The organism is Wohlfahrtiimonas chitiniclastica DSM 18708, from assembly GCF_000375345.1.
In the GTDB taxonomy this organism is placed as follows: Bacteria; Pseudomonadota; Gammaproteobacteria; order Cardiobacteriales; family Wohlfahrtiimonadaceae; genus Wohlfahrtiimonas; species Wohlfahrtiimonas chitiniclastica.
Map to the genome: position 1 here is coordinate 176,241 of NZ_AQXD01000001.1, position 21,639 is coordinate 197,879.

The 21,639-nt window shown below is 46.4% G+C and carries 16 protein-coding genes; 9 read left to right on the top strand and 7 right to left on the bottom strand.

The features are described 5' to 3' along the window. Positions 1–2: 2 nt before the first annotated feature. The 7 genes from B143_RS0100810 to B143_RS0100840 all read left to right on the top strand — a co-directional run bounded on the left by B143_RS0100810 (position 3) and on the right by B143_RS0100840 (position 8,534). Positions 3–1,601 carry a sensor histidine kinase gene (locus B143_RS0100810; RefSeq protein ID WP_018121785.1) on the top strand — a complete coding sequence of 533 codons (1,599 nt, stop codon included), beginning with the start codon at positions 3–5 and terminating at the stop codon, positions 1,599–1,601. A 36-nt stretch (positions 1,602–1,637) separates the two neighbouring features. Next, positions 1,638–3,029: a sigma-54-dependent transcriptional regulator gene (locus B143_RS0100815; protein ID WP_018121786.1), complete on the top strand. Its 1,392-nt coding sequence runs from the start codon at positions 1,638–1,640 to the stop codon at positions 3,027–3,029. Then, positions 3,029–4,207, top strand: coding sequence for a CinA family nicotinamide mononucleotide deamidase-related protein (locus B143_RS0100820; RefSeq protein WP_018121787.1), 1,179 nt, complete (start codon positions 3,029–3,031; stop codon positions 4,205–4,207). The genes B143_RS0100815 and B143_RS0100820 overlap by 1 nt, the downstream gene beginning before the upstream one ends. Next, positions 4,207–4,620, top strand: coding sequence for an 8-oxo-dGTP diphosphatase MutT (mutT, locus tag B143_RS0100825; RefSeq protein ID WP_018121788.1), 414 nt, complete (start codon positions 4,207–4,209; stop codon positions 4,618–4,620). Before B143_RS0100820 ends, mutT begins: the two co-directional genes overlap by 1 nt. Positions 4,621–4,650: 30 nt before the next feature. Continuing rightward, positions 4,651–6,057, top strand: coding sequence for a pyruvate kinase PykF (gene pykF, locus B143_RS0100830; protein ID WP_018121789.1), 1,407 nt, complete (start codon positions 4,651–4,653; stop codon positions 6,055–6,057). An 89-nt stretch (positions 6,058–6,146) separates the two neighbouring features. Continuing rightward, a complete protein-coding gene (locus B143_RS0100835; protein WP_026165652.1) occupies positions 6,147–7,514 on the top strand; it encodes an MATE family efflux transporter in 1,368 nt (455 codons plus the stop codon). Between the two features lie 105 nt (positions 7,515–7,619). Beyond that, positions 7,620–8,534: a hypothetical protein gene (locus tag B143_RS0100840; protein WP_018121791.1), complete on the top strand. Its 915-nt coding sequence runs from the start codon at positions 7,620–7,622 to the stop codon at positions 8,532–8,534. 33 nt (positions 8,535–8,567) lie between these two features. Here B143_RS0100840 and B143_RS0100845 read toward each other — a convergent pair whose 3' ends face one another. Genes B143_RS0100845 through ttrB form a run of 3 tightly spaced genes read right to left on the bottom strand, consistent with a single transcriptional unit; the run spans position 8,568 to position 13,466 of the window. Further along, positions 8,568–11,666, bottom strand: coding sequence for a molybdopterin-dependent oxidoreductase (locus B143_RS0100845; RefSeq protein WP_018121792.1), 3,099 nt, complete (start codon positions 11,664–11,666; stop codon positions 8,568–8,570). Then, the gene (nrfD, locus tag B143_RS0100850) at positions 11,659–12,735 is read right to left on the bottom strand and encodes an NrfD/PsrC family molybdoenzyme membrane anchor subunit (protein ID WP_018121793.1); all 1,077 of its coding nucleotides are present in this window, start codon (positions 12,733–12,735) and stop codon (positions 11,659–11,661) included. The genes B143_RS0100845 and nrfD overlap by 8 nt, the downstream gene beginning before the upstream one ends. Further along, a complete protein-coding gene (gene ttrB / locus B143_RS0100855) occupies positions 12,732–13,466 on the bottom strand; it encodes a tetrathionate reductase subunit TtrB (RefSeq protein ID WP_018121794.1) in 735 nt (244 codons plus the stop codon). Before ttrB ends, nrfD begins: the two co-directional genes overlap by 4 nt. A 144-nt stretch (positions 13,467–13,610) precedes the next feature. On the opposite strand from ttrB, the gene B143_RS0100860 reads away from it, so the two are divergent. Continuing rightward, positions 13,611–15,371: a sensor histidine kinase gene (locus B143_RS0100860; RefSeq protein WP_018121795.1), complete on the top strand. Its 1,761-nt coding sequence runs from the start codon at positions 13,611–13,613 to the stop codon at positions 15,369–15,371. Further along, entirely contained in the window at positions 15,349–15,936 is a 588-nt protein-coding gene (locus B143_RS0100865) for a response regulator (protein WP_018121796.1), read from the top strand. The genes B143_RS0100860 and B143_RS0100865 overlap by 23 nt, the downstream gene beginning before the upstream one ends. Here the strand turns inward: B143_RS0100865 and B143_RS0100870 are convergent, their stop codons facing one another. The 4 genes from B143_RS0100870 to B143_RS0100885 are packed head-to-tail and all read right to left on the bottom strand — an operon-like array spanning position 15,937 to position 21,555. Further along, a complete protein-coding gene (locus B143_RS0100870) occupies positions 15,937–16,914 on the bottom strand; it encodes an XdhC family protein (RefSeq protein ID WP_018121797.1) in 978 nt (325 codons plus the stop codon). It lies immediately after the preceding gene. 56 nt (positions 16,915–16,970) lie between these two features. Further along, the gene (locus B143_RS0100875) at positions 16,971–18,215 is read right to left on the bottom strand and encodes a c-type cytochrome (RefSeq protein ID WP_018121798.1); all 1,245 of its coding nucleotides are present in this window, start codon (positions 18,213–18,215) and stop codon (positions 16,971–16,973) included. Positions 18,216–18,218: 3 nt separating this feature from the next. Continuing rightward, entirely contained in the window at positions 18,219–18,767 is a 549-nt protein-coding gene (locus B143_RS0100880; protein ID WP_018121799.1) for a (2Fe-2S)-binding protein, read from the bottom strand. Further along, on the bottom strand, positions 18,751–21,555 hold the full coding sequence (locus B143_RS0100885) for a xanthine dehydrogenase family protein molybdopterin-binding subunit (protein ID WP_026165653.1): 2,805 nt from the start codon (positions 21,553–21,555) through the stop codon (positions 18,751–18,753). Before B143_RS0100885 ends, B143_RS0100880 begins: the two co-directional genes overlap by 17 nt. Positions 21,556–21,639: the final 84 nt, after the last annotated feature.

Sequence of the window (21,639 nt, forward strand, 5' to 3'; positions counted from 1 at the left end):
TAATGATGCAAGCTCAGCAAATTCAGCCAACAGGCGTACCGATGCAGTTATTGGGCATCTTTCGCTTGATCATGGCGGTGATTTTGTCATCGGTCTACATTTTGAGCGCGAGGGTTTCGCCAGAAGCGTTGCCGATCTCCCAATATTTTCATTACATCTTATTGACGTATCTCGTCTTTTTATTGATCTCCACGCTGATTCTAAAGCGCGTGCGTTATCAAACCACGCGTTATATTTTCTTTTTTGGGCTGCTGGATTTAGGCTTCATTTCTGCACTGTGTTACTTCACCGATGGTTTAGACAGCCCATTGGTGATTTTGCTCCTCATCTCCTTTATGGTGCATGGGGCATTTTTATCCCGCATTGGCGCGCTGTTATTGCTCGGTGTTTCTGTGTGCATTCAATTGATGCTGTGGTTAAAATTTGATTTTGACCCCAAAATTCCGGAGATGAGTTGGTATCAATTGATGGTGTCTCAAGGCATTTTGCGTTTGATTGGGCAAAACTGCTTTGCTTTTGTGGCGCTGATTCTCACAAATTTATGGCTGCATAAATATGAGGCTTCCCAACGTTTGGTGGAAGCGCAAAATGAGCAATTGCGCAATGCCGCCATTTTGCATGAAGCGGTGGTACAGCAATCAAAATCTGGGCTCATTGTACTCAATTCAGAAGGCAAAGTGATTTTGGTGAATCAATACATCAAATCATGGTTTGGGGATATGGAGCTTAAAAACAGCCATTTGATGGAGTATTTGCCCACTTTGACAGAGCGCTTTTACCTCTGGAGTCAGCTGAAATTTTTGGATCCGTCTTTATTTGAATACAATGATCACAAATATTACATTGAATTTAGCGAGATTGACCTGCCGACAGATCACTATTCGGTGATTCAGATTGAACCGATGGAAACAGTGAGTCGGCGCGCGCAGCAAGAAAAATTAGTGGCGCTTGGGCATTTAACGGCGGCGATCGCTCATGAGATCAGAAATCCGATGGCATCGATCTATCAAGCCAGTCAATTGCTTGGGGAGCAGCAAAACCTGAACACGGTGGAAAAACGCCTCATTGATATGATCAATAATAATGTGCAGCGGGCGAATCGCATCATCAATGATGTGTTGGTGCTCGCGCGGAAAAATGAGGCAGAGCGCCAATACATTAAACTTGAGGGCTTTTTAAATGAATTGCTCGATGAGTTTTTTGTGGAGTTTCCCCACATGGTTGAGCATGTCCATCTCATCATTCATGATGATGTGCAGCGGGTGTTGTTTGACCTCTCTGTACTGCGCCAAGTGGTGCATAATTTGATCACCAATGCGGTGATTCATTCAGGCATTGAGCCGACAGAATTACACATTACCTTGGAAGCTGAGCAAAAAGGCAATACAACGATTTTATCCATTTATGATAATGGCGTGGGTGTTGCCGATAACGCGCGCTTTCGACTGTTTGAGCCTTTTTTTACCACCCATAAAAAGGGCACAGGGCTTGGGCTTTACATCACAAAAGAGCTCTGTGCCGCCAATGGCAGCATCGTGCAATATGTGGATGATCAAAAAGGTCGCCATGGCTTTAGAATCGTTTTTGCGAAAGTTGTATAATGAACGAATCAACGAATAATAATTGAAAGGATTTGAATGTATAAAGCGCTCATTATTGATGATGAAGAGAACATCTGCGAACTGATCTCCATGAGTTTTTTATCCATTGATATTGAATGTGTGGAAGCCTATTCAGTCTCAGATGCCATTGTGGCACTACAAAATGAAGCCTTTGATGTCTGTTTGACGGATCTAAAATTGCCCGATGGTTCAGGCTTCGATGTGCTGCGTTACATTCAGGATAAAGTGCCGAATTTACCAGTGGCGATGATGACGGCGCATGGCAATGTGGAAAGTGCGATTGAAGCGCTTAAGCTTGGCGCATTTGATTTTATCTCTAAGCCTTTTGAGATCAATGCACTGCGTAAATTAGCCCTCAATGCGGTGCAAACGCAAAAGATCCCACAAGTGGCCTCTAAACATGGTTTATATGGCGATTCTGTGGCGATGGTGTCTCTTCGCAATCAAATCCGTAAATTGGCGCGTTCTCAATCCCCAATTTACATCACCGGTGAATCAGGCGTCGGTAAAGAAGTGGTGGCACGCGCGATTCATGCAGAAAGCCCACGATTTGATGGACCTTTCATTGCGGTGAACTGCGGTGCGTTATCGGAGCATTTGGTGGAAAGTGAACTCTTTGGCCATAAAAAAGGGAGCTTTACAGGTGCGGATAAAGATAAAAAAGGGCTCTTTCAGGCTGCGGATGGCGGCACATTGCTGCTCGATGAAATTGCCGATTTACCGCTTTCAATGCAGGTGAAATTACTGCGTGCCATTCAAGAGCGTGCCATTCGCCCAATTGGTGCAATGCATGAAATCCCCGTCAATGTGCGGATTTTATCGGCTTCTCATAAAAGTTTAGCGGCGCTTGTGGATGCAGGCGAATTTCGTCAGGATCTCTTTTACCGTTTAAATGTGATTTCGCTACATGTGCCGCCGTTGCGTGAGCGTCGGGGCGATGTGGCGATTTTGGTTAAAGTGATTTTAGAGCGTTTGAATCATGACAATGGCCGCGCTGTGACGATCACAGAAGGCGCCTTGCGTCGTTTAGATCATTATGCATTTCCCGGCAATGTGCGTGAGCTTGAGAACATCTTAGAGCGCGCTTCAACGCTGTGTGATGGGGACGTGATTGAAGAAAAAGATTTATTGCTTAATTCAAACAATGAATTAGTATTAGTCAGTGAGGTGCAAAATGCACCGCCACCAATGATCAATGATCTGATGGATACAGGTGATCAGGAAGATCCTGTGATTCCCGATCACATCGATGACATTGAGGCATATTTAGCCGCCGTTGAGCGTAAAATTCTCAAACGGGCATTGGCAGAACATGACAGCAAAACCGAAGCGGCGAAACAGTTGGGCATCTCTTTTCGAACCTTTCGCTATCGATTAAAAAAACTCAACATAGAGGACGATGATTAATGAAAGCTGAAATCATCTCAGTGGGCACAGAATTACTGCTTGGGCAGTTGGTGGACACCAATTCTGTTTGGTTATCCCAGCAGCTCAGTATGCTTGGCATCGACAGCCATTTTAAAACCACCGTGGGGGACAATGCCCACAACATTCAATCGGTGTTTGCATTGGCGACAGAACGGGCGGACATCATCATTGCCACCGGCGGCCTTGGCCCAACGCAAGATGACATCACTAAAGAGACATTGGCCACCACATTAGGTTTACCGCTTGTCTATGATGAAGCCTTAGCCGAAATGATCCGTGAGAAGTTTGCGAGTCGCAACATCACGATGAGCGAGAATAATTATCGCCAAGCGCATTATCCACAAGGGTGCCAAATTTTAGAGAAATACCCTGGCACAGCGCCCGGCTTATACCTCAATCACGAGGGGAAACATTACTTTTTATTGCCAGGTGTACCTTATGAAATGAAAGCGATTTTTGAGTCTTCAGTTGTGCCAATGTTGCGGAAGATTTCACCGGATAATTTACGCATTTATACAGAAGTCCTTAAATTATGGGGGTTGCCAGAATCCCATGTGGCTGAGCGTTTATCGGATTTAGATGATCGCTTAGCTGAAATTGGCAACCCAAAATTGTCGTATTTAGCCTCCGGCATCAATGGCATCAGTGTACGCATCTCTGCAAAAGCAGCCGATGAAAAATCGGCACAAGCCATGATTGCACCGTATCAAAAAGAGGCAGAAGAGATTTTAGCGCCCTATATTTTTGGGCACAATCAACAAACGATGGAGCGCTGCGTTTTAAAATTATGTGCTGCGCAAGATTTAACCCTTGGCTGCGTGGAATGGTTTACAGCCGGCATGATGGCCAGTCGCTTGACGGCCTATGGTGAAAATCTTGAGCCTTTTAAAGGCGGCATGGTGTTGCGGGGTAAGTTTGATCAAGCGACGTTTGAAGCGGCTCAAGAGACATTGAATGTGGATATTGTCCTTGGCGTCAGTGAAAATTTCACAGAGAGCACCACCGTATATGAGTGCCAGCTCCATTTATGTGTGCGTGACCAATATTTCTCAAAAATTATTCAGATCCCGAAGCATCAAAGGGAAGAGGCGATGGCGTTTGCCGTCATCAATTGTTTTAACTTTTTAAAGAACCAACTACAGACAGTGGAAAAATGATGGAAGAAAAGCAAAAATTGCGCGTTGTGATGGCAGTTATTTGGAATGAAGCAATGGACGAAATCTTAATTTGTCAAAGACCTGACAATAAAAATTTTGGCGGATTGTGGGAATTTCCAGGTGGCAAGGTCGAGATGGGTGAAACAGACATCGAAACCTTAGATCGTGAGTTAGACGAAGAGATCGGCATCCTTGTCAATGATTTTGTGCATCGTGTCGATTTTACGCACGATTATGATGATAAAGTGATCGAGTTTGTGGTATATGATGTCTATAGCTTTGAAGGGGAACCTTACGGGCGCGAAAATCAAGTGATTCGTTGGACGAATGTGTCTGAATTGTCAGCCATTGAATTCCCACCGGCGGATGACATTTTAATTGATGAGATCAAACATGGTGTGATGCCAGAATGATCTAAAATTTAACCATGATAGAGGGTGTGTATGAAGAAGACGAAAATTGTATGTACGATTGGTCCTAAAACTGAGTCAGAAGCTGTGTTGTTAAAGCTTCTCGATGCAGGGATGAACGTTATGCGCCTCAATTTTTCTCACGGTAATTTTGATGAACATCGTGGACGCATTGAAAACTTGCGTGCCGTATGTGAAAAGCATCAGCGCAATGCTGCGATTTTGCTTGACACCAAAGGCCCTGAAATCCGCACCATTAAGTTAAAAGATGGTGAAGATGTTTCTTTAAAAGCCGGTCAAACCTTTACCTTAACAAGTGATCAAAGCGTGATTGGCGATGAAACGCGCGTCGCGGTGACTTATAACGGTTTAAGCAATGACTTAGCTGTGGGCAACATTGTGCTCATTGATGATGGCTTAATTGGCATGCGTGTTGTGGAGATTCGTGGGCAAGATGTGATCTGCGAAGTGCTCAACGATGGCGATTTAGGCGAAAATAAAGGTGTGAATTTACCAGGCGTGGTCACAAATTTACCGGCATTGGCAGAAAAAGATAAAGCAGATTTAATCTTTGGCTGTGAAATGGGCGTGGATTATGTGGCAGCTTCTTTCATTCGTAAGCGTTCGGATGTGGAAGAGATTCGTGCACACTTAAATGCTCATGGCGGGGAAGATATTTTAATCATCTCTAAAATTGAGAACCAAGAAGGTTTAACCAACTTTGATGAAATTTTAGAAGCATCCGATGGCATCATGGTGGCACGTGGTGACTTAGGTGTGGAAATCCCTGTAGAAGAGGTAATTTTTGCACAAAAGATGATGATCGAAAAATGTGTGGCGGCGCGTAAAGTTGTGATCACCGCGACTCAAATGTTGGATTCGATGATCAAAAACCCACGCCCAACGCGCGCAGAAGCAGGCGACGTTGCCAATGCCATTTTAGATGGCACCGATGCTGTGATGTTATCTGGCGAAACTGCGAAAGGTAAATTCCCAGTGGAAGCGGTGTCCATCATGGCGGCGATTTGTGAACGCACAGATGGCTCAATGGGCAGTCGCATGTCTGCACCACGTAAAAAAATGCGCGTGACTGAATCGGTGTGTTTAGGTGCGGTTGAAATGTCTGAAATGCTTGAGTGTCCACTCATCGTGGTGGCAACGTATCAAGGGAAAACTGCGCGATCCATTCGTAAATATTTCCCAACGGCGCGCATTTTAGCCTTAACCACCAATGCAAAAACAGCACGTCAATTGCAGATGGTCAAAGGCGTGACCACAAAAGTTGTGCCAGAAATTCGTTCCACAGATGATTTCTACCGCATTGGTAAAGAAGAGGCATTATTGAGCGGCTTGGCAAAACAAGATGATTTGGTGGTGATGGTCTCTGGCGCATTGGTGCCAAGTGGTACCACGAATACCTCATCAGTTCACCGCTTATAGTGCTATAATTAAGCGTAAAAGCGAACAAAGATCGCTCTTCATACGAGGAGCGATTTTTTTTATTCGCCTCAATTTAATGGAGGATTATTATGGCACTGTCCGAGAGAATGCTAGAACTCAGAGATGCACCGATTCGAAAACTCTTATGGAAATATGCACTGCCTGCCATCATCGGTAGTTCTGTCAGCGCCCTTTATAACATCATTACGCGCTATTTCATTGGCAATGCGGATTATCTCAATGACGATGCAATGAGCGCAATGGGGCTTGCTTTACCGATCATGACCATCATTGCCGCCTTTGGCATGTTAGTGGGTGCAGGGGCAGGGAGCCGCATCTCCATTTATCTTGGTAATGAGGATTATGAAAAAGCCGAGCGTGTTGTCGGTACATCACTATTGCTGACGCTGGTCATCACTTTAACCATTTCCTTCATATTCTTTTTCACATTGACGCCATTGGTGCACTTTTTAGGGGCTGATGAAGGCAGCTATCAGCACACTTATGATTTTTTAAAGTATTTTTTACCGGGGGCGATTTTCTCAAACCTCTGTTTTAGTTTTAATAACATGATGCGTGCATCGGGTTATCCGAAAAAAGCGATGTACACCATGTTATTGACATTGGTGCTGAACGGCATTTTTGCGCCCATTTTCATCTATTGGCTCAAATGGGGCATGGAAGGCGCTGCGATCTCCATCATTTTATCCATGTTCATTGGCACGCTATTTGTGATGCAGCATTTTGTGAATGGGCATTCGGTGTTGCAATTTAAGGCCAAATACATTCGCTTTGATGCACAGATCACTAAAGCGGTGCTCAGCATTGGTTTATCGCCATTTTTGATGAACATTGTTTCAAGCAGCATTATTTTCATCATCATTCAGCAAGTGCGCGTATATGGCGGCTCTGTGGCGGTTGGCGCTTATACCATTGTGAATGTGTTGCTGATGCTCGTGGTGCTAGTGTTGCTTGGCTTGACGCAAGGGATGCAGCCGATTGTGGGTTATAGCTTTGGGGCTAAAGAGATTGCAAGGCTGCGTGAAGCTTTGCTGCAAACCATTAAAATTGGTGTGGGCATTGGCATTGTGGCGATGGTGATTGGCGTATTTTTCCCAGAATGGGTCATCATGCCGTTTAATCCATCGCCTGCGTTGTCTGATGTGGCGATTTCTGCCATTCGCATTGTGACGATGCTCTTTCCGTTGGTGGGCTTTCAGATTGTGGTGACGATCTTTTTCCAAAGCATTGGTAAAGTGAAGCATTCCATCTTTTTAAGCTTAAGCCGTCAGATTCTCTTTTTGATTCCGGGATTATTCATTTTGCCCCATTATTTTGGCATTGCGGGCGTTTGGTATGCCATTGTGGTGGCAGATTTGATCTCTACATGCACCGCAGCGCTCTTTTTGTGGATTCAAATCAGAGAGTTTAATCGCTATTTAAAAGGCAATGCATAACGTCATGTATAACAAAACATAACGAAAATTAACGATACTTGAATCGCAATCGGCGATGAACTCCCTTAGACTGATCGGCTTAATAATCATAAAGGATGGATCATCATGAAAAAAGTTATGGCTGTTGCGGTTGCAAGTGTATTTCTTGTGGCATGTTCTGAGAAAAATGAAGCCTATTATTTAGATAATATTGGTAAAGCTGAGCAAAAAATGGAAAGCTGCAACGAAGCTGCCCGTAAAGCATTCATGAGCGGTCAAACCTCTGAGCTTGATCGTTTAAAGAAAGATGCTGAGTGCAACGCGGCAAGTAGCGCCATCAAAACACATAAACGCATGCAATATGAGTTAGAGAAAAAGCAAGCCGAAGAGCGCCATGCACAGGCAGTGAAAACTGCGCGTGATGCGATTAATGAAAGCCTAAAAGATCAAACATGGCAAAAACAAATTGCCGCTTATTTAGGTTCAGAATGTGTCAATGCTTTCTCTTTTAACAAAACACCTGAATGTACGGCGTGGGATGAAGTGTATGAATCCGCCGTCACACAAGGTAAAGCAGAAATGCAAAGTGTGACATATTTAGAGCTTAAAGGTGAAGAGAAAACCTATTGCGGGGAAGACAAACGCCCAAAATCTGCATGCACAGTTTGGCAAAATGTGGTGGGGGAAAAAGCCACAGAAGTATTGCAACCGATGGATATTTTTGAGCTTTATGCTAAAAAATATGATTTTTGTCATGCCGAAGGCTATGACGCAAGCAGCAGCTGTAAAGCGTGGGAAGGATTGTATCGTGAGCGCTCACAAGCTTTGACGCAACACTTTGTGAATGATTTTGATGCCTTTAAAACGGCTTATAATCAATGTTATGTGAAGATGCAGGCTGTGCGTGATCTAGGTTTATCCTATTTTGATCAAGATGAACAATTTAGACCCATTTTACACAGCGTGCCATGTGCACAGGCGAATCAAGCATATCGTGATCGCCGCTTAGGTTACAGTGATTTTAAAGCACCGATTGAATGATGAAAAAGCCCGCAATGCGGGCTTTTTTTAACCTTAAGCTTTAGTGATGCGGGCAGGAATACCTTGGCGCACCACAGCGCCGGTTGCCCAATCTAACCATGGTGCCGGAATGGCGCGGCTCGGATCTTGGATCGCTAAATCATTGAGATTAAGCCCGCTGCCCACATGGCGATTAAAATAGAGCGGTTCGCCATCAATGTAGTGTGCCCGTGCGCCCATGTCACGGTGACCATAACCATGTTCAATGGCAATCACACCGGGCATCACACCATCGAGCACCATAATTTGTGCCTCTTTTTTACCGGAGGGCGATTCGATGAACACCAAATCACCATTGTTAATGTCGAGTAAATCAGCATCCACTTGGCTGATGGCGACAATATTGGTGGGCTTGATCATGCGCATGCGCAGGTTTGAACCCGCCGTGCTGCTGATGAGGTTTGATTTAAATGAAGTGAGCAAAAATGGCCATTGATCTTTATGATAATGGGTGCGCATGTCCGAACCATCCATAAAGCGCGCAGGATAATAAGTCGGGCAACCGCTGTAACGCTCGCCATTGGTGCTGTGCGTGTGCACGCTGACATTTTCATTCCACAGTTGCATCGTCATTGGCCATTTTTTACGAAGGTGATCACCATCCCAGCCGGTGTCAAAATGGTTTGTTCGCCCACCACGAGCATATACATACGCCACTTTGGCTTGTTCTTCAGGTTTGAGCACGGCTTGAATCTTTGGCAAAATGCGCGTGACGCCGGTCAGCACAAGGTCAGATTCTGTGGCATTATTTACGGGCGCATCATCAAATGCTACATTCGCTGCGGCGCGCAAATAGTAATCCTCAGGGCGTTTAAATGGGTAGTGAATGGTGGGATCTTTTGCATCTTGAATGGCTTCATCGCCAAAACCCGGTAAATTCATGCGCTCGCCAATGGCAATGAAAAAACTCTCCATACAGATGGGATCACCTTGGGCAGTTTTCTCAACGCGTGGTTCAACCACAGGCCAGCGCGCCGTTGTGGCTTTAAAAGGCACGCCGCCCCAAGGTGCAGTGAAGCCCCAACTTTCAAAATTATGAGTATCCGGCACGATGTAATCGGCAAAAGCGGTGGTTTCATTGATGAAGGCATCAACCGCGACAAAGAGCGGCAACACTTTCGGGTCAGCGAGTTGCTTGCCCAATAACTGCCGAAAGCCTGCAATGCCATACACAGGATTGGTCATATGGCTAATCCATGCTTTTAATGGATAAGGATCTTGGGCAAGGGCAGAGATCAACACTTCAGAGCTTTGTCCGCCGGCAAATGGATACCAAGGACGTTTGGCTGGGTATGGATTTTTACCGGCTTTGACGAGTGCTTTATAATCCGTGGAGGTTTCATACGGTTTTTTTGCACGAGCAAGGAGCATGCCTTTTGGTTGCACCATGCCTTTAAAATTGACCAAGTTATAACGTGGTCCTGGTGCATACTCTTTAAATTTACCGCCATTGACCAATAAACCGCCTTTGTGGTTCATGTTGCCAATCAATACATTGAGCGCCATGATGGACCATGCATTGTAAAAGCCATTGCCGCTCATCATGCCGCCATGGGTGATGACAGCCGCTTTGCGCCCGTGGCTTGTGAATTTCTTGGCCAAGGCTTTAATGGTGGCAACGGGCACGCCGCACAAGTTGCTGTATTCTTCTAACGAGTGGCGATGGGCGGATTCCGTGAGTAGAGTCATGCTTGATTTCACAAGCGGCGCAGTGCCATCTTTGAGGCGCACAGGTTCCTCAATATAAAGGCTGCCTGTGAGGCAATCATCGGCTTTCATTAAGGTGTGGCTCGCTTCATCCATCACCATAAGAGCGCTGTCTGAACGTGCACCATCCATCTCTGTGATGTCCCATTCACGCAAAAATTGGCCATACAATGGATGGGATTCATCACTGATCACAAGGTGCGTGGCGTTTGAAACGCTCACCTCTTGATGATGTGCCATGCCAGCTTTACCCGGCGTTTTAAGGTATGTTGCGTTGTACCATTGCTCGTCGATGATCACGCGCATCAATGCCATTGCCATCGCGGAATCTGTCCCCGGTAAAATGGGAATCCAGCGGTTATCATCCACGGCTAAGGTATTGGTGAGCTGAAGATTTGGCGCGATGACGACATAAGAGAATTCTTCTGGTGTTTTGGTGCGGGCTTTGGCCAACAAACGCCCTTGGCGTTTGAATGGGTTGCCCGATTGTGCAGGCGATGTGCCCATAAATAGGGCAAATTCAATGTGATCAAAATCCGGTTTGGCATGGGCATTTTTTTGCATGTCATCCATCACGGCGCCAGAACCTAAACGATACGCAAGCCCACAGTATGAACCATGCTGTGCAAAGTTTTTGCTGCCAAATGAGTTAAAGGTAAAGCGTTTAGCGAGCTCTTCACGCCCTTCATTGCCCGCATCGGTGACCAAAAGCTGATTGGCTTTCGGGCCATATTCCGGAAAATTGGGGTCAATCGGTGTCTCTAAATCACGAATGGCACGCAAACCCTCCACATGACCCTCGCCAAAGAGATCACCACCTTCCACAACTTCTTTGACCAATTGTTCAAAGGAGATGCGTTGCCATTTGCCTTCGCCGCGTTTGCCCACACGTTTTAATGGACTTAAGACGCGATAAGGACTCGTTAAACCTTCGCCCATCGCCGCACCGCGCGCACAGGCTGTGGAGCGATCATTGATGCCTGTTTCACCGCCTAAACGTACCCATGCCTCTTCAATGGGTAGATCATAAGGATAATGCTCATCATGGGATAAGGGGCTGTAAGGATTGCCACAGATGCGCAGCACCTCATTTTTTGCTTGATCCACGCGCACACGTACGCCGCACACAGTCCAGCAGCCAAAGCATTGAGTGTTAGACATCACTTGCCCTGGCGTTTGAGTAAAGTGACCATCTTTAATCACGCCTTCCACCGTTAAAGCATTACCAAAAATGCGATTGTCCGTAGGTTCAGCTGAGGTGCCTTTGATCATGCCCACTGCCATATTTTTGGCGGTATTGCTATAACCTGCAATGAATGCACCAACACCGCCTGCGGCTGCCAGCCCTTTGAGAAGATTGCGACGTTTTTTGTTGGTTTTATCCATGGTGTGCTCCTTTAAACGTAAACCAGCGATCGTTGAGTAGACTCCAAACGATGATCAATAAGGTGATCCATAAGCCAAAGGTGGAGATGATGCCAAGTGCACCATCAAATCCCCACGAGAGATGATAAGGATTGATGAAGATATTGTATTTGGGTAATGTCTGCGCTTGCATGAGGATCGCCCAGCGAATCGTCCATGCCAGAGATAAACTCATCAGCGACAGCAATAGATATAGATAAGGGGAAAGTGTTCGTTTGTTTGTCCAAGTGAGCACGGTAAAGAGCATCAAGGACACCCAATACACCACCAACCCTAAACCAATGGTGAACCATACGCTGCCTTGTTCAGGCAATGAACGAAAAGCTGCCCCCGCTGGCGTCTCGGACAAACCCCACCCCACCAATGTCACGAGTACGCCAGAGAGCGCAATGAACTGAATGCGCGTTAAACAAGCATTATTTTCTGTGATGTTAGCCAAGCGCTGCCAAGTTTTCACCAGCATTGGCAGCGTTTGTAATGCCGTAAAAAAGAGCACCCACGGTAACCACGGCGTGTGCCAAATGGCTTGAGCTTGTACGATGTTCACCTCTTTACCGGTGTAGAGCAAAAGGCCAAAGGCAAAGAGGGCAAGGCAAATGCCCATCCATGGCAGAATTTTACTTTCATTAAAGTTAAACCAATGGAGCGCTTTAAAGCCTTTAAACAGTTTGTCAGGATCGGTATTTTCTCGCAGCACCAATAAAAATTGTGCCAATAAGAACACCACAAAGAAGGGCACAATGATGGCGCCAATCCACATCCATGACCATGGCGTAAAGGAGAGATAGAAATTTAGGATGCGCCCAGGCTGATGAAGATCAGCGCTGAGAGCAATCGGTCCCACAATGCCCGTTGTGACGGCAATGGCAAGCGTGATGAGTTCTGCCAATCGGTATTGCCCACGATGAAACAAGCGAAGATACACGGCAACGAGCGCGCCTGTCGCTGCGATGCCAATGAAGAAAAAGTATTGCACAGCCCACGGAAGCCATGCCAATTCTTGGGGATGGGTCAATAATTCGCGGATCATAATTTCACCTCCTGCCAGAGCATCGCTTGACCTTGCACATTGCGCGTAAAGGCTTCATCGAGCCCGATGTAGAAGACTTGGGGAATCGTGCCTTGCTCGGGTTTAAGCACTTTAATGTCATCTTTGAATGTGTTCAGCATTTGGCTGATTTCACTGTCAGGATCTTTCATATCCCCAATGATGCGCGCACCGCCCACGCAAGATTCTACGCAACCTGGCAGCAATCCTGCCTCTAAACGATGGACGCAAAAGGTGCATTTATCCGCAGTGCCCGTTTCATGGTTAATGAAGCGCGCTTCATAAGGGCAAGCTTGTACGCAGTAAGCACAGCCGACGCAGCGTTTATTGTCCACCACCACAATGCCATCTTTACGTTGAAAGGTGGCTTGAACAGGGCAGACAGGCACGCATGGCGGATTGTCACAATGATTACACAAACGCGGTAAAACCACATTGGTGGCTTCTTGATGATGCTCATTGATCACTTGATATTGGCGCACTGTGGTGCGAAATTGCCCAGGCGGCATTTGATTTTCTACAGAACAGCTCACCGTGCACGCTTGGCAGCCGATGCAGCGCCTTAAATCGATGATCATGCCATAGCGTTTTGTGCCATCACCTTCGCGGCGATCCGGTGCCATCAAAGACTGAGCTTGCGTTAAGCTCATGACTGTTGCGCCTGCTGTGATGGTGGCAAGTTGTTTTAAAAGATCTCGACGATTCAAATTCATAAACCTCATCCTTTTTATTTGTGATTTCCCAAAAAACCACTAGAATCATGTAAATATCATCGAGGTTTTTGCATTTTCTCTCTATTGTGGGAAACCACATTCAGGGGCAAAGATTGATCTGTGGCAAGAAAGGAAACAACTATAATGATCAAAAGGTTTCGGCAGTGGTGGTTTTGTGTGTGTTTGCTCACAAGTGGCATGATGGCGCTTGCACAAGATGTGGAAGATGCCTTAACGATTGCCATTTTAGCGCCGATGGGTGCACAAGAGACTTTAGAGAGTTGGCAAGGCTTTCAAACGTTGCTGGCCAGTCATTTAGATCGTTCAGTGGTTGTGTTACCGGTGACGTTTGAAGAATTTCAAACGGTGGCAAAAGATGCATCGGTCGATTTATTGATTGCAAATCAAACGGCATTTTTATCCATTTTTCCAGAGGTCAAATGGCGCTGGTTGGCAAGCCTTGATCAAAACAGCGCCTTGTTTAATCCTGAATCTGCCATTGGCAGTGCAATTGTGGTGCGAAAAAACAGCCAGATTCGCACATTAGAAGATTTAAAAGGCCAGCGAGTGACGGCGGTGTCTAAAGATGCATTGGGCGGATTTTTACTCGGTTATAAAGCCATTTATGATGCAGGCTTATCCGCGCCCGATGACTATTTCATTGAGATGACAGGCTTTCCCATTGAGCGCGGCATTTTTCTGGTGGAAAGTGGTTTGGCGGCAGCGGCCATTTTACCCACCTGTTTATTGGAAACTTTAGGGCAATCAGGATTGCTGAATGTGGCAGATTTTCGGGTGTTAAATGAGGTGCAAGGTGGGCGTTGTCGAAGTTCAACGCCATTGTCCTATCATTGGTCATTGGCCGCATTGCCAAATGTGGATGAAGCTTTGGCACAAAAGATCGTGCAAATTTTATGGCAGAACACAGATCCTGCCCTTACCACTTGGCAAACGCCGATTAGTCTTGGTGAAATTTACGCCATGAAGCGTTTTGCAGGGCTCATTGAGATTGATGAAACATTGTGGGAAACCTTTGTGCGCCTTGCGAATGAATATAAATTAGGATTGCTTGCCATCATCTTATTGATGCTCGTGTTGGCCATGAATCATCTATGGCTCACATATGTTGCCCGTCAGCGCCGCTTTGCTCTAGAGAGCACATATCATCGTCTACATGATTATGAGGCATTGTTGTCAAAGGCAGATCGCATGAATATTTTGGGTGAAGTGGCCAGCGGTATCGGCCATGAGCTCAATCAACCCTTGATGGCGATTCGTAATTATGCCGAAGGCACATTGCTTGGCATTGAGCGCGGCAAAGCACCGAATCAATTCATTCAGCCTTTATCGCGCATCGTGACGCAGGTTGAGCAGTGCAGTGCCATCATTAAAAATCTACAAGCGTGGGTCAAGCCAAAAACCATGCAGCAGTTTGAGTGGTTTAATTTTCATGATTTTATGAATCGGATGCTAGAGATCATTCGCTTACAGACCAAAAATCGCGTCGCCATCACGTTAGACATCAATTGTGAACAGCAAATTTACACGGTGGTGTCTGTGCTTGAGCAAGTGATGATGAATTCGCTGTTAAATGCGGTGCAAGCGGGCGCAACGGAGATCATTATTGAGGCGAGTTGTCACCAAGACTTTTATAAAATTCTCATTACAGACAATGGCCCGGGCTTTACGCAAGATGAGTTAGATGCGCCATTTGTGCCTTTTCGAACCTCAAAACCCACCGGCTTAGGGTTAGGATTGGTGATTTGCGAGCGTTTAATGACAGCAGTGGGCGGCAAATTTAGAATCGATAATCGCAAAGATGGAGAAATGGGCGCGTGCGTGCGCATCATTTTATCAAGCGGATCACAGCAGGAGGCAAAAGATGAAAATTCACATCGTGGATGATGAAATTGAGGTGCGTGAATCGTGCCAGTTTTTAATTGAGCAATTGACGGATGCCTCCATTGAACCGTGGGAAAATGGTGAAATCTTTGTGCAATCGGTGGCACTTTATGAACCGGCTGTGGTGATTTTAGACCTTCGCATGCCAAAAATGGATGGTGCAAGCGTGGTGGAATATTTAAAGCGTGAAGGCAGTGTGATTGCGCCGATTATTTTAACTGGGCATGGTGAATTGTCCCAAGCGGTGAGTTTACTCAAGCAAGGCGTGGTGGACTTTTTAGAAAAACCGGTCTCCTCTGTGAAACTTGCCGCAGCCCTACAGCATGCAGAGGCAGAAACTCACCGTTTATGGCGTGGATTTTGTTTGAATCAGCAATTTTCAGAGCTCACAGAGCGTGAACAACAAGTGAGCCGCCTTGTTTATGAAGGCAAAACCAATCGTGAAATAGCTGAGCATCTTCTCATTTCTGTGCGCACGGTGGAAGTTCAACGGGCAAGCGCCATGAAAAAACTCGGCGCAGAGACCTTAGCCGAGTTCATTGTGTTGTGTAATGGCGTGTGTGATTGATCACGCTGCGCCATTTTTCACCCGCACAATGTCCGCAAGGATCGCGAGCGCAATTTCTGCTGGGGTTTTGCTACCAATTTTAAGGCCAATCGGTGCATGGATGCGGGCAAGGGTGGCTTCTGAATGATCCGTCACTTCTCTAAGGCGCGCCATGCGATTGTCACTGTTGCGCTGTGAGCCCATTGCGCCAATGTAAAATGCATTCGTATCGAGTGCGGCCATCATGGTTAGATCATCAATGCGCGGATCATGGGTGAGGGATAAGATCGCTGTTTGTGCGTTTGCGCCATGTTTTTCTAAATGGGTGCAAGGGAATGTTTCAACGAGCTCAATTTTGCGCATCAATTCTGGGCGTGATCTCAGTTGGCGCAACTCCTCTTCACGATCTTCGCACACCAAAACATGGAAGCCTAAAGCATGGGCAAACTCAATGCAGTAGAGCGCCACAGCAGAAATACAGCCAATGAAAACGGTGGTAAAGCTTTGCAGCGTAATGGTGATGAAATCATCATGCAGGGTAACGCGAGTTTCAAGGGCATCGTGATTGTCATTTAAGTGAGCTTTTTCGCCAATTTTCACCACTTTATGGGCAACCCAGTCACCTTTTAATGCACTGTGCATGGATTGCAAATAAGCGATGTGCTCAGCTGTTGGCATCAGATATTCCACCAAAACTTCAATGGTGCCACCACAAGGCAGGGCAACAGAAGGCGGAAAATTCCCTTCGCCATAACCATAACTCACCATTTGGCTTGGTGCCATAAAGCTTTGTTGATGGATGCGTTTTAAGAAATCTTCTTCAATACAGCCGCCGGACAATGAACCCACATATTGACCCTCTTGTGTGGCAGCAAAGAGGGCGCCCGGTGAGCGCGGCGCAGAGCCATAAGTGCTCACCACGGTGCACAGCCAGACATCTTTGCCTTGTTCGAGCCAATTGATGGCATCCTCTAAGACGTTTAAATCCAACATTTGCATGTTTTCTCCTCACAAAAATGGCTGCACAGGCAGCCATCTTGTTTGATGATGATTGATCAACGCAGGGCTTTGACCATGTCAGGGGTGACATCAGCAGGCAAGCCGCCCCATTGTACGCGTAAAAAGTTCACAAGATTGGCAATGGCTTCATCGGATAGATCTTTTGCAAAGGCTGGCATGGCTTGTAAACGCTCATCATTCGGGAAGGTTTGCCAAGGCAATCCCTCTAAAATCGCCGTGATGAGGTTGTGAGCATCAGCATTTCGCACCGTGCTATTGCCCACCATGGCAACCGCCACATTTGGCTTACCTAAGCCATCGCTGCTGTGACAACCTGAACAAAGGGTCAGATAAGTATCGCGCCCAGCTGCATTGCCATTGCCTTCTGTGATGGTTTTAGGCGCCAATGGCTGATCACCCATTAAATAGGTGGCAACGGCCGTAATGTCTTGATCTGTAAAATATTGCGTGCTGTTGTGGATCACTAAATACATGTCACTGAAGGCAGAACCTTGTGGCGCTAATCCTGTGCTTAAGTATTGTTGAAGATCTTTAAATGTCCAGCCACGATTCGCTAAGCCTTCAGGCGTGATGTCGGGCGCGGCAAAACTGCCCATGATGCCACCTTTAAACATTTGATCGCGCTTTATTTCGCCAAAGGGTCCCATCGGCGTGTGGCACATGGAGCAGTGCCCTAAAGTATCGACGATGTATTTGCCTCGCTGCCATTCTGGGGAGTCGCCTTTTGAAGCTGACGGCAGCGGCGTTTTATCTAAGAATAAAATGTTCCAACCGATCAACATGGCGCGAAGATTAAAGGGGAAATTGAGTCCATTTTGTGGCGGCGCCACATCAATGGCAGGGATGGACATCAAATAAGCATAGAGCGCATCGGAATCTTGGCGAGTGATGTTTGTAAAATAGGCATACGGCATCGCAGGATAAATATTGTGATAAATGGGTGAAACACCTTCTGTCATCGAACGATAAAAGTCATCAGCCGTCCATCGCCCAATACCAAAGTCAGCCGATGGCGTAATGTTTGAGCTGTAAAGGGTGCCAAAAGGTGTTGCCATTTGATAGCCACCTGCTAACAGTGCACCATTGTTTGTGGTATGACAAGATGCACAGTCGCCAACCGCCGCTAAGTAGCGACCTTGATTGATTTGTGCCTCAGTGAATTGTGCCACTTGTGGTGGTTGACCTGGGCGTAGGCGCTCAATCCATGTGAGCACCACTACAATCACAATGGCTAGGATCACCACAGCGCTTAAAATGCGTAAAATCCGTGATTTTTTCATGTCTTACCCCTTGATCAGTCCAGGTGTATTGAGGATCACATCGCGCACCGCATCATAATAGCGCACATAACCAGTGCAGCGACAAATGTGATGGTTGAGGGCTTCGATGATGGCATCTTCAAGATCCGCGCGGGCAATGGGCTCACGCATCAATTTTTCTGCAAAGACAGTGGCAGCATTCACAAAGCCCGGTGCGCAATAGCCGCATTGGAAGGCAAAGTTGTCAATGAAGGCTTGCTGAATTTTAGAGAGTTTTTCTTTATGCGGATCTTCAGGATCTTTTTGCGCGATGCCCTCGATGGTGCGCACGGTTTTGCCGTTAAAGAAGTGTGCGCCCGTGATGCATGTGCGCATCTCTTCGCTTGTGCCATCAGGGTGATCTAATATCAGCACGCAGGCATGACAAATCCCTTGGCCGCAGCCCATGCGCGAGCCGGTTAAGTCCATATATTCATGTAAAAAATCGAGCATCATTAAGCCTTCAGGGACATCGATGGGGCCGACTTTTTTGCCATTGACGGTCATTGAGAGTGGTTTATAGATGATTGGCATTTAAGACCTCCAAAACTTGTTTTGGCAAAATGGGATGATGATTAAAATAGTGACCGGTTGCAGCAGCGATGGCATTGGTGATGGCAGAAACCACAGGGATCATCACAACTTCCGCCATGCCTTTCGGTGGATCAGTTTCTGACAAAGGTGGTAAAACTTCACTGGTTTGTGTCCAAACCGCCACTTCGCTTGCGAGTGGCAAGTGATAGCGGTTAAAGTTCCATGTGCCATTGCCGGGACCATCTTCAAATTGTGGTAAATATTCGTATAACGCATGACCAATGCCCATGGCAACACCCCCTTCGATCTGCCCAGAAACCAATTGCGGTACGATGACATTACCACATTCTACGACGGTATGGTGATTGAGGACAGTGACGGTGCCACTCGCTTCTTCGATGTCTAATTCCACACAAGTGGCCAGCGCCGTATAATATGTGACGCCTGCATTGCTGCGTTGTACATAAGGATAATAAGCGCGTGTACGTGGATTGACTTGATATTCTTTTGCATCGCCAAAGCGTAAAGAGATGGCATCCAATGCACGGCGCGTATTTTCTCCAAAAATTGTGAAATCGGCTTCTGCCCATTGCCAGCGGTTAAATGCATGGGCAACTGCACCCGTTAAACCGCCCATTTCATACACACGTTTCGCAAGGCGCGCTAAACTGAGCGGTTCAAGCCCATTGGCAGTTAAGCCGCGTTCATTCCAGCGGGCATCCTCTTTACGCACTACAAGGGGCGCTGCTTGTCCGCCGCCAATGCCTTCTGTCCAAATGGAAACAGCGGCCGGCCATAAGCCATAATCAAAGAGTAAACGACCCGTTTCAGTTGTGGTGTGGGAAAAGAAATAGGCAGAGTTACTCGCACTGGCAGGCGAGCTATAAGCCGGTGACCACAATGGGTTGAGTTGTAATTGATCTTGTTCTTTTTGTGTGAGGGCAGAAGGATCATGATTGACAATGATGGGTAAATCCGGCCATTTTGATAAACCATACGATGATTCATCGGCAGGGCGCCCAAACCATTTTGCACACAACACCGCCTGAGAGGTGGACATTCCTGTACCAATCTCAATACCACTGTGCCATAAGGAGATTTTACCATCTGGTGAGAGTTCAATTTTGGCAAAGGAAGACTCTTGGCCGGTGCCATAATCTTTTTGCACGCAAGAGATGCCCGTGGTGAAAATATGTCCAGGATGCTTTGCTTCATACGCAGCTTTACGAGCATTGCGATCTTTCCAAATGGGATGTTCTGCACATTTTGTGAGGACTTCATCGCCACGCATCATGCCACCTGGAATTGCACCTTGCGTATTTTTCATGCCAGATCGCAAGAGGTTTTTAAGGCGAAATTCAACAGGATCAGCACCTAAAAGATGTGCCGCTTCATCCATCAATGTATCTAAAGATGGCATGGCTTGTAATGTGCCATAACCGCGCGCAGACCCAGAATCCACAGAGCGCGTTGCGAGCCCCACAGCAGAGAGATCACTTTTAGGAATGTAATAAATGCCTTGCACACCCGTTGCGCCAACCGCCATCACACCTGGCGTAAAGTTACAGCGACCGCCACCATTGCCGATGAATTCACCAATAAAGGATTCAATTTTGTGCGTTTTTTTATTCACTGCCAATTGAAAATGCATGTCAAAAGGATGACGTTTTAAGGCAGATTGAAATTGCTCATAGCGATCATTGGCCAATCGAACGGGTAAACCATTGCCATATAATGCAGCCATTGCGCCTAAAATGGGTTCAGGTGCATGATCTTTTGAGCCATAGCCCACTGTGAAACATGGGTGTAAAAAGAGATTTTTAAGGGCAAAGCGAGAACGACTGATCATTTCAATGACCGAAGCCATCACTTCTGTGGGCGATTGGGCTGCCACCACTAAATGCAGAGATTGGGTGGCTTCATCATACCAACCATTGGAGTTGTTCGGCTCCATCGCGCAGGTGTCAATGGATTGCGAATGGTAAGTGCGATCAAGCACCAACCAATCTTCCGGTGGGTTTGCCATCTCGTTTGCCAATTGATCTGCATAATACATGCCTTCTTGATCAAGCTTGCCGCCTTCTTTGCCTTTTGGCCATACGGGTAAGAATTTTTTAAAGCCAGAAGGATTGATGCTCATGTCCTTCATGCTTGAATAAACATCAGGTGCGTAAGGATCAGCGGCACCAATGCGCACGCCACGATAAGTGCCCCATGGATCACGTTGAATGTAGCCTGTGGTTTCACCATATTTTATGATGTCGGGTTTGAATTTGAGGGCATTTTTGGCAAAGCGAAAACGATCAAAATCATTGTAAATCAATAGCGCGACAGATTGCCCAAGGTAAGCGGGCGTTTTGCCTTCAGGCAGTAACATGTCATCGCCAAAGAAAGCGGGGAAGGAGATTTGATCACGCTCAAGGTCTTTTGCCGTGACGATGCGATCAGGCATTAAACCATCTTTCAGAATGGAGAGATCAAAGCCTTGATAGATTTTATCAGCTTCAGTGACGCGCAAAAATAGGGCATGTGATTGTTGCTCTGGCCAATTGGGCATGTCTTTTGCACGAATGTCCATGGAGAAGACTTTCTCTCCTGTGACTTTGGCAAAAGCATCGGTGCGATATAAAACGCGCTTGGTTTTAGGATCCCAATTTGGGGATTGCAAAATGTTCTCTTCAAACAGCGCAGCATGTGCTTTGCTAAAGGGTTTGGCGATGTAGACAGAAACACCTGCCACCATTAGGCACTTTAAGAAGCTTCTACGAGAAAACCCTGACTCTTTCATAAGTTGACCTCTATATTGTTATTCTTTATGTATAGTTGTTTATACAAATGAAAATAAATCTTATCATTCATTGAGTATTACAAG

Coding starts and splice junctions, on each gene's coding strand:
- B143_RS0100810 (WP_018121785.1), top strand. CDS start 3: ATGATGCAAGCTCAGCAAATTCAGCCAACAGGCGTACCGATGCAGTTA.
- B143_RS0100815 (WP_018121786.1), top strand. CDS start 1,638: ATGTATAAAGCGCTCATTATTGATGATGAAGAGAACATCTGCGAACTG.
- B143_RS0100820 (WP_018121787.1), top strand. CDS start 3,029: ATGAAAGCTGAAATCATCTCAGTGGGCACAGAATTACTGCTTGGGCAG.
- mutT (WP_018121788.1), top strand. CDS start 4,207: ATGGAAGAAAAGCAAAAATTGCGCGTTGTGATGGCAGTTATTTGGAAT.
- pykF (WP_018121789.1), top strand. CDS start 4,651: ATGAAGAAGACGAAAATTGTATGTACGATTGGTCCTAAAACTGAGTCA.
- B143_RS0100835 (WP_026165652.1), top strand. CDS start 6,147: ATGGCACTGTCCGAGAGAATGCTAGAACTCAGAGATGCACCGATTCGA.
- B143_RS0100840 (WP_018121791.1), top strand. CDS start 7,620: ATGAAAAAAGTTATGGCTGTTGCGGTTGCAAGTGTATTTCTTGTGGCA.
- B143_RS0100845 (WP_018121792.1), bottom strand. CDS start 11,666: ATGGATAAAACCAACAAAAAACGTCGCAATCTTCTCAAAGGGCTGGCA.
- nrfD (WP_018121793.1), bottom strand. CDS start 12,735: ATGATCCGCGAATTATTGACCCATCCCCAAGAATTGGCATGGCTTCCG.
- ttrB (WP_018121794.1), bottom strand. CDS start 13,466: ATGAATTTGAATCGTCGAGATCTTTTAAAACAACTTGCCACCATCACA.
- B143_RS0100860 (WP_018121795.1), top strand. CDS start 13,611: ATGATCAAAAGGTTTCGGCAGTGGTGGTTTTGTGTGTGTTTGCTCACA.
- B143_RS0100865 (WP_018121796.1), top strand. CDS start 15,349: ATGAAAATTCACATCGTGGATGATGAAATTGAGGTGCGTGAATCGTGC.
- B143_RS0100870 (WP_018121797.1), bottom strand. CDS start 16,914: ATGCAAATGTTGGATTTAAACGTCTTAGAGGATGCCATCAATTGGCTC.
- B143_RS0100875 (WP_018121798.1), bottom strand. CDS start 18,215: ATGAAAAAATCACGGATTTTACGCATTTTAAGCGCTGTGGTGATCCTA.
- B143_RS0100880 (WP_018121799.1), bottom strand. CDS start 18,767: ATGCCAATCATCTATAAACCACTCTCAATGACCGTCAATGGCAAAAAA.
- B143_RS0100885 (WP_026165653.1), bottom strand. CDS start 21,555: ATGAAAGAGTCAGGGTTTTCTCGTAGAAGCTTCTTAAAGTGCCTAATG.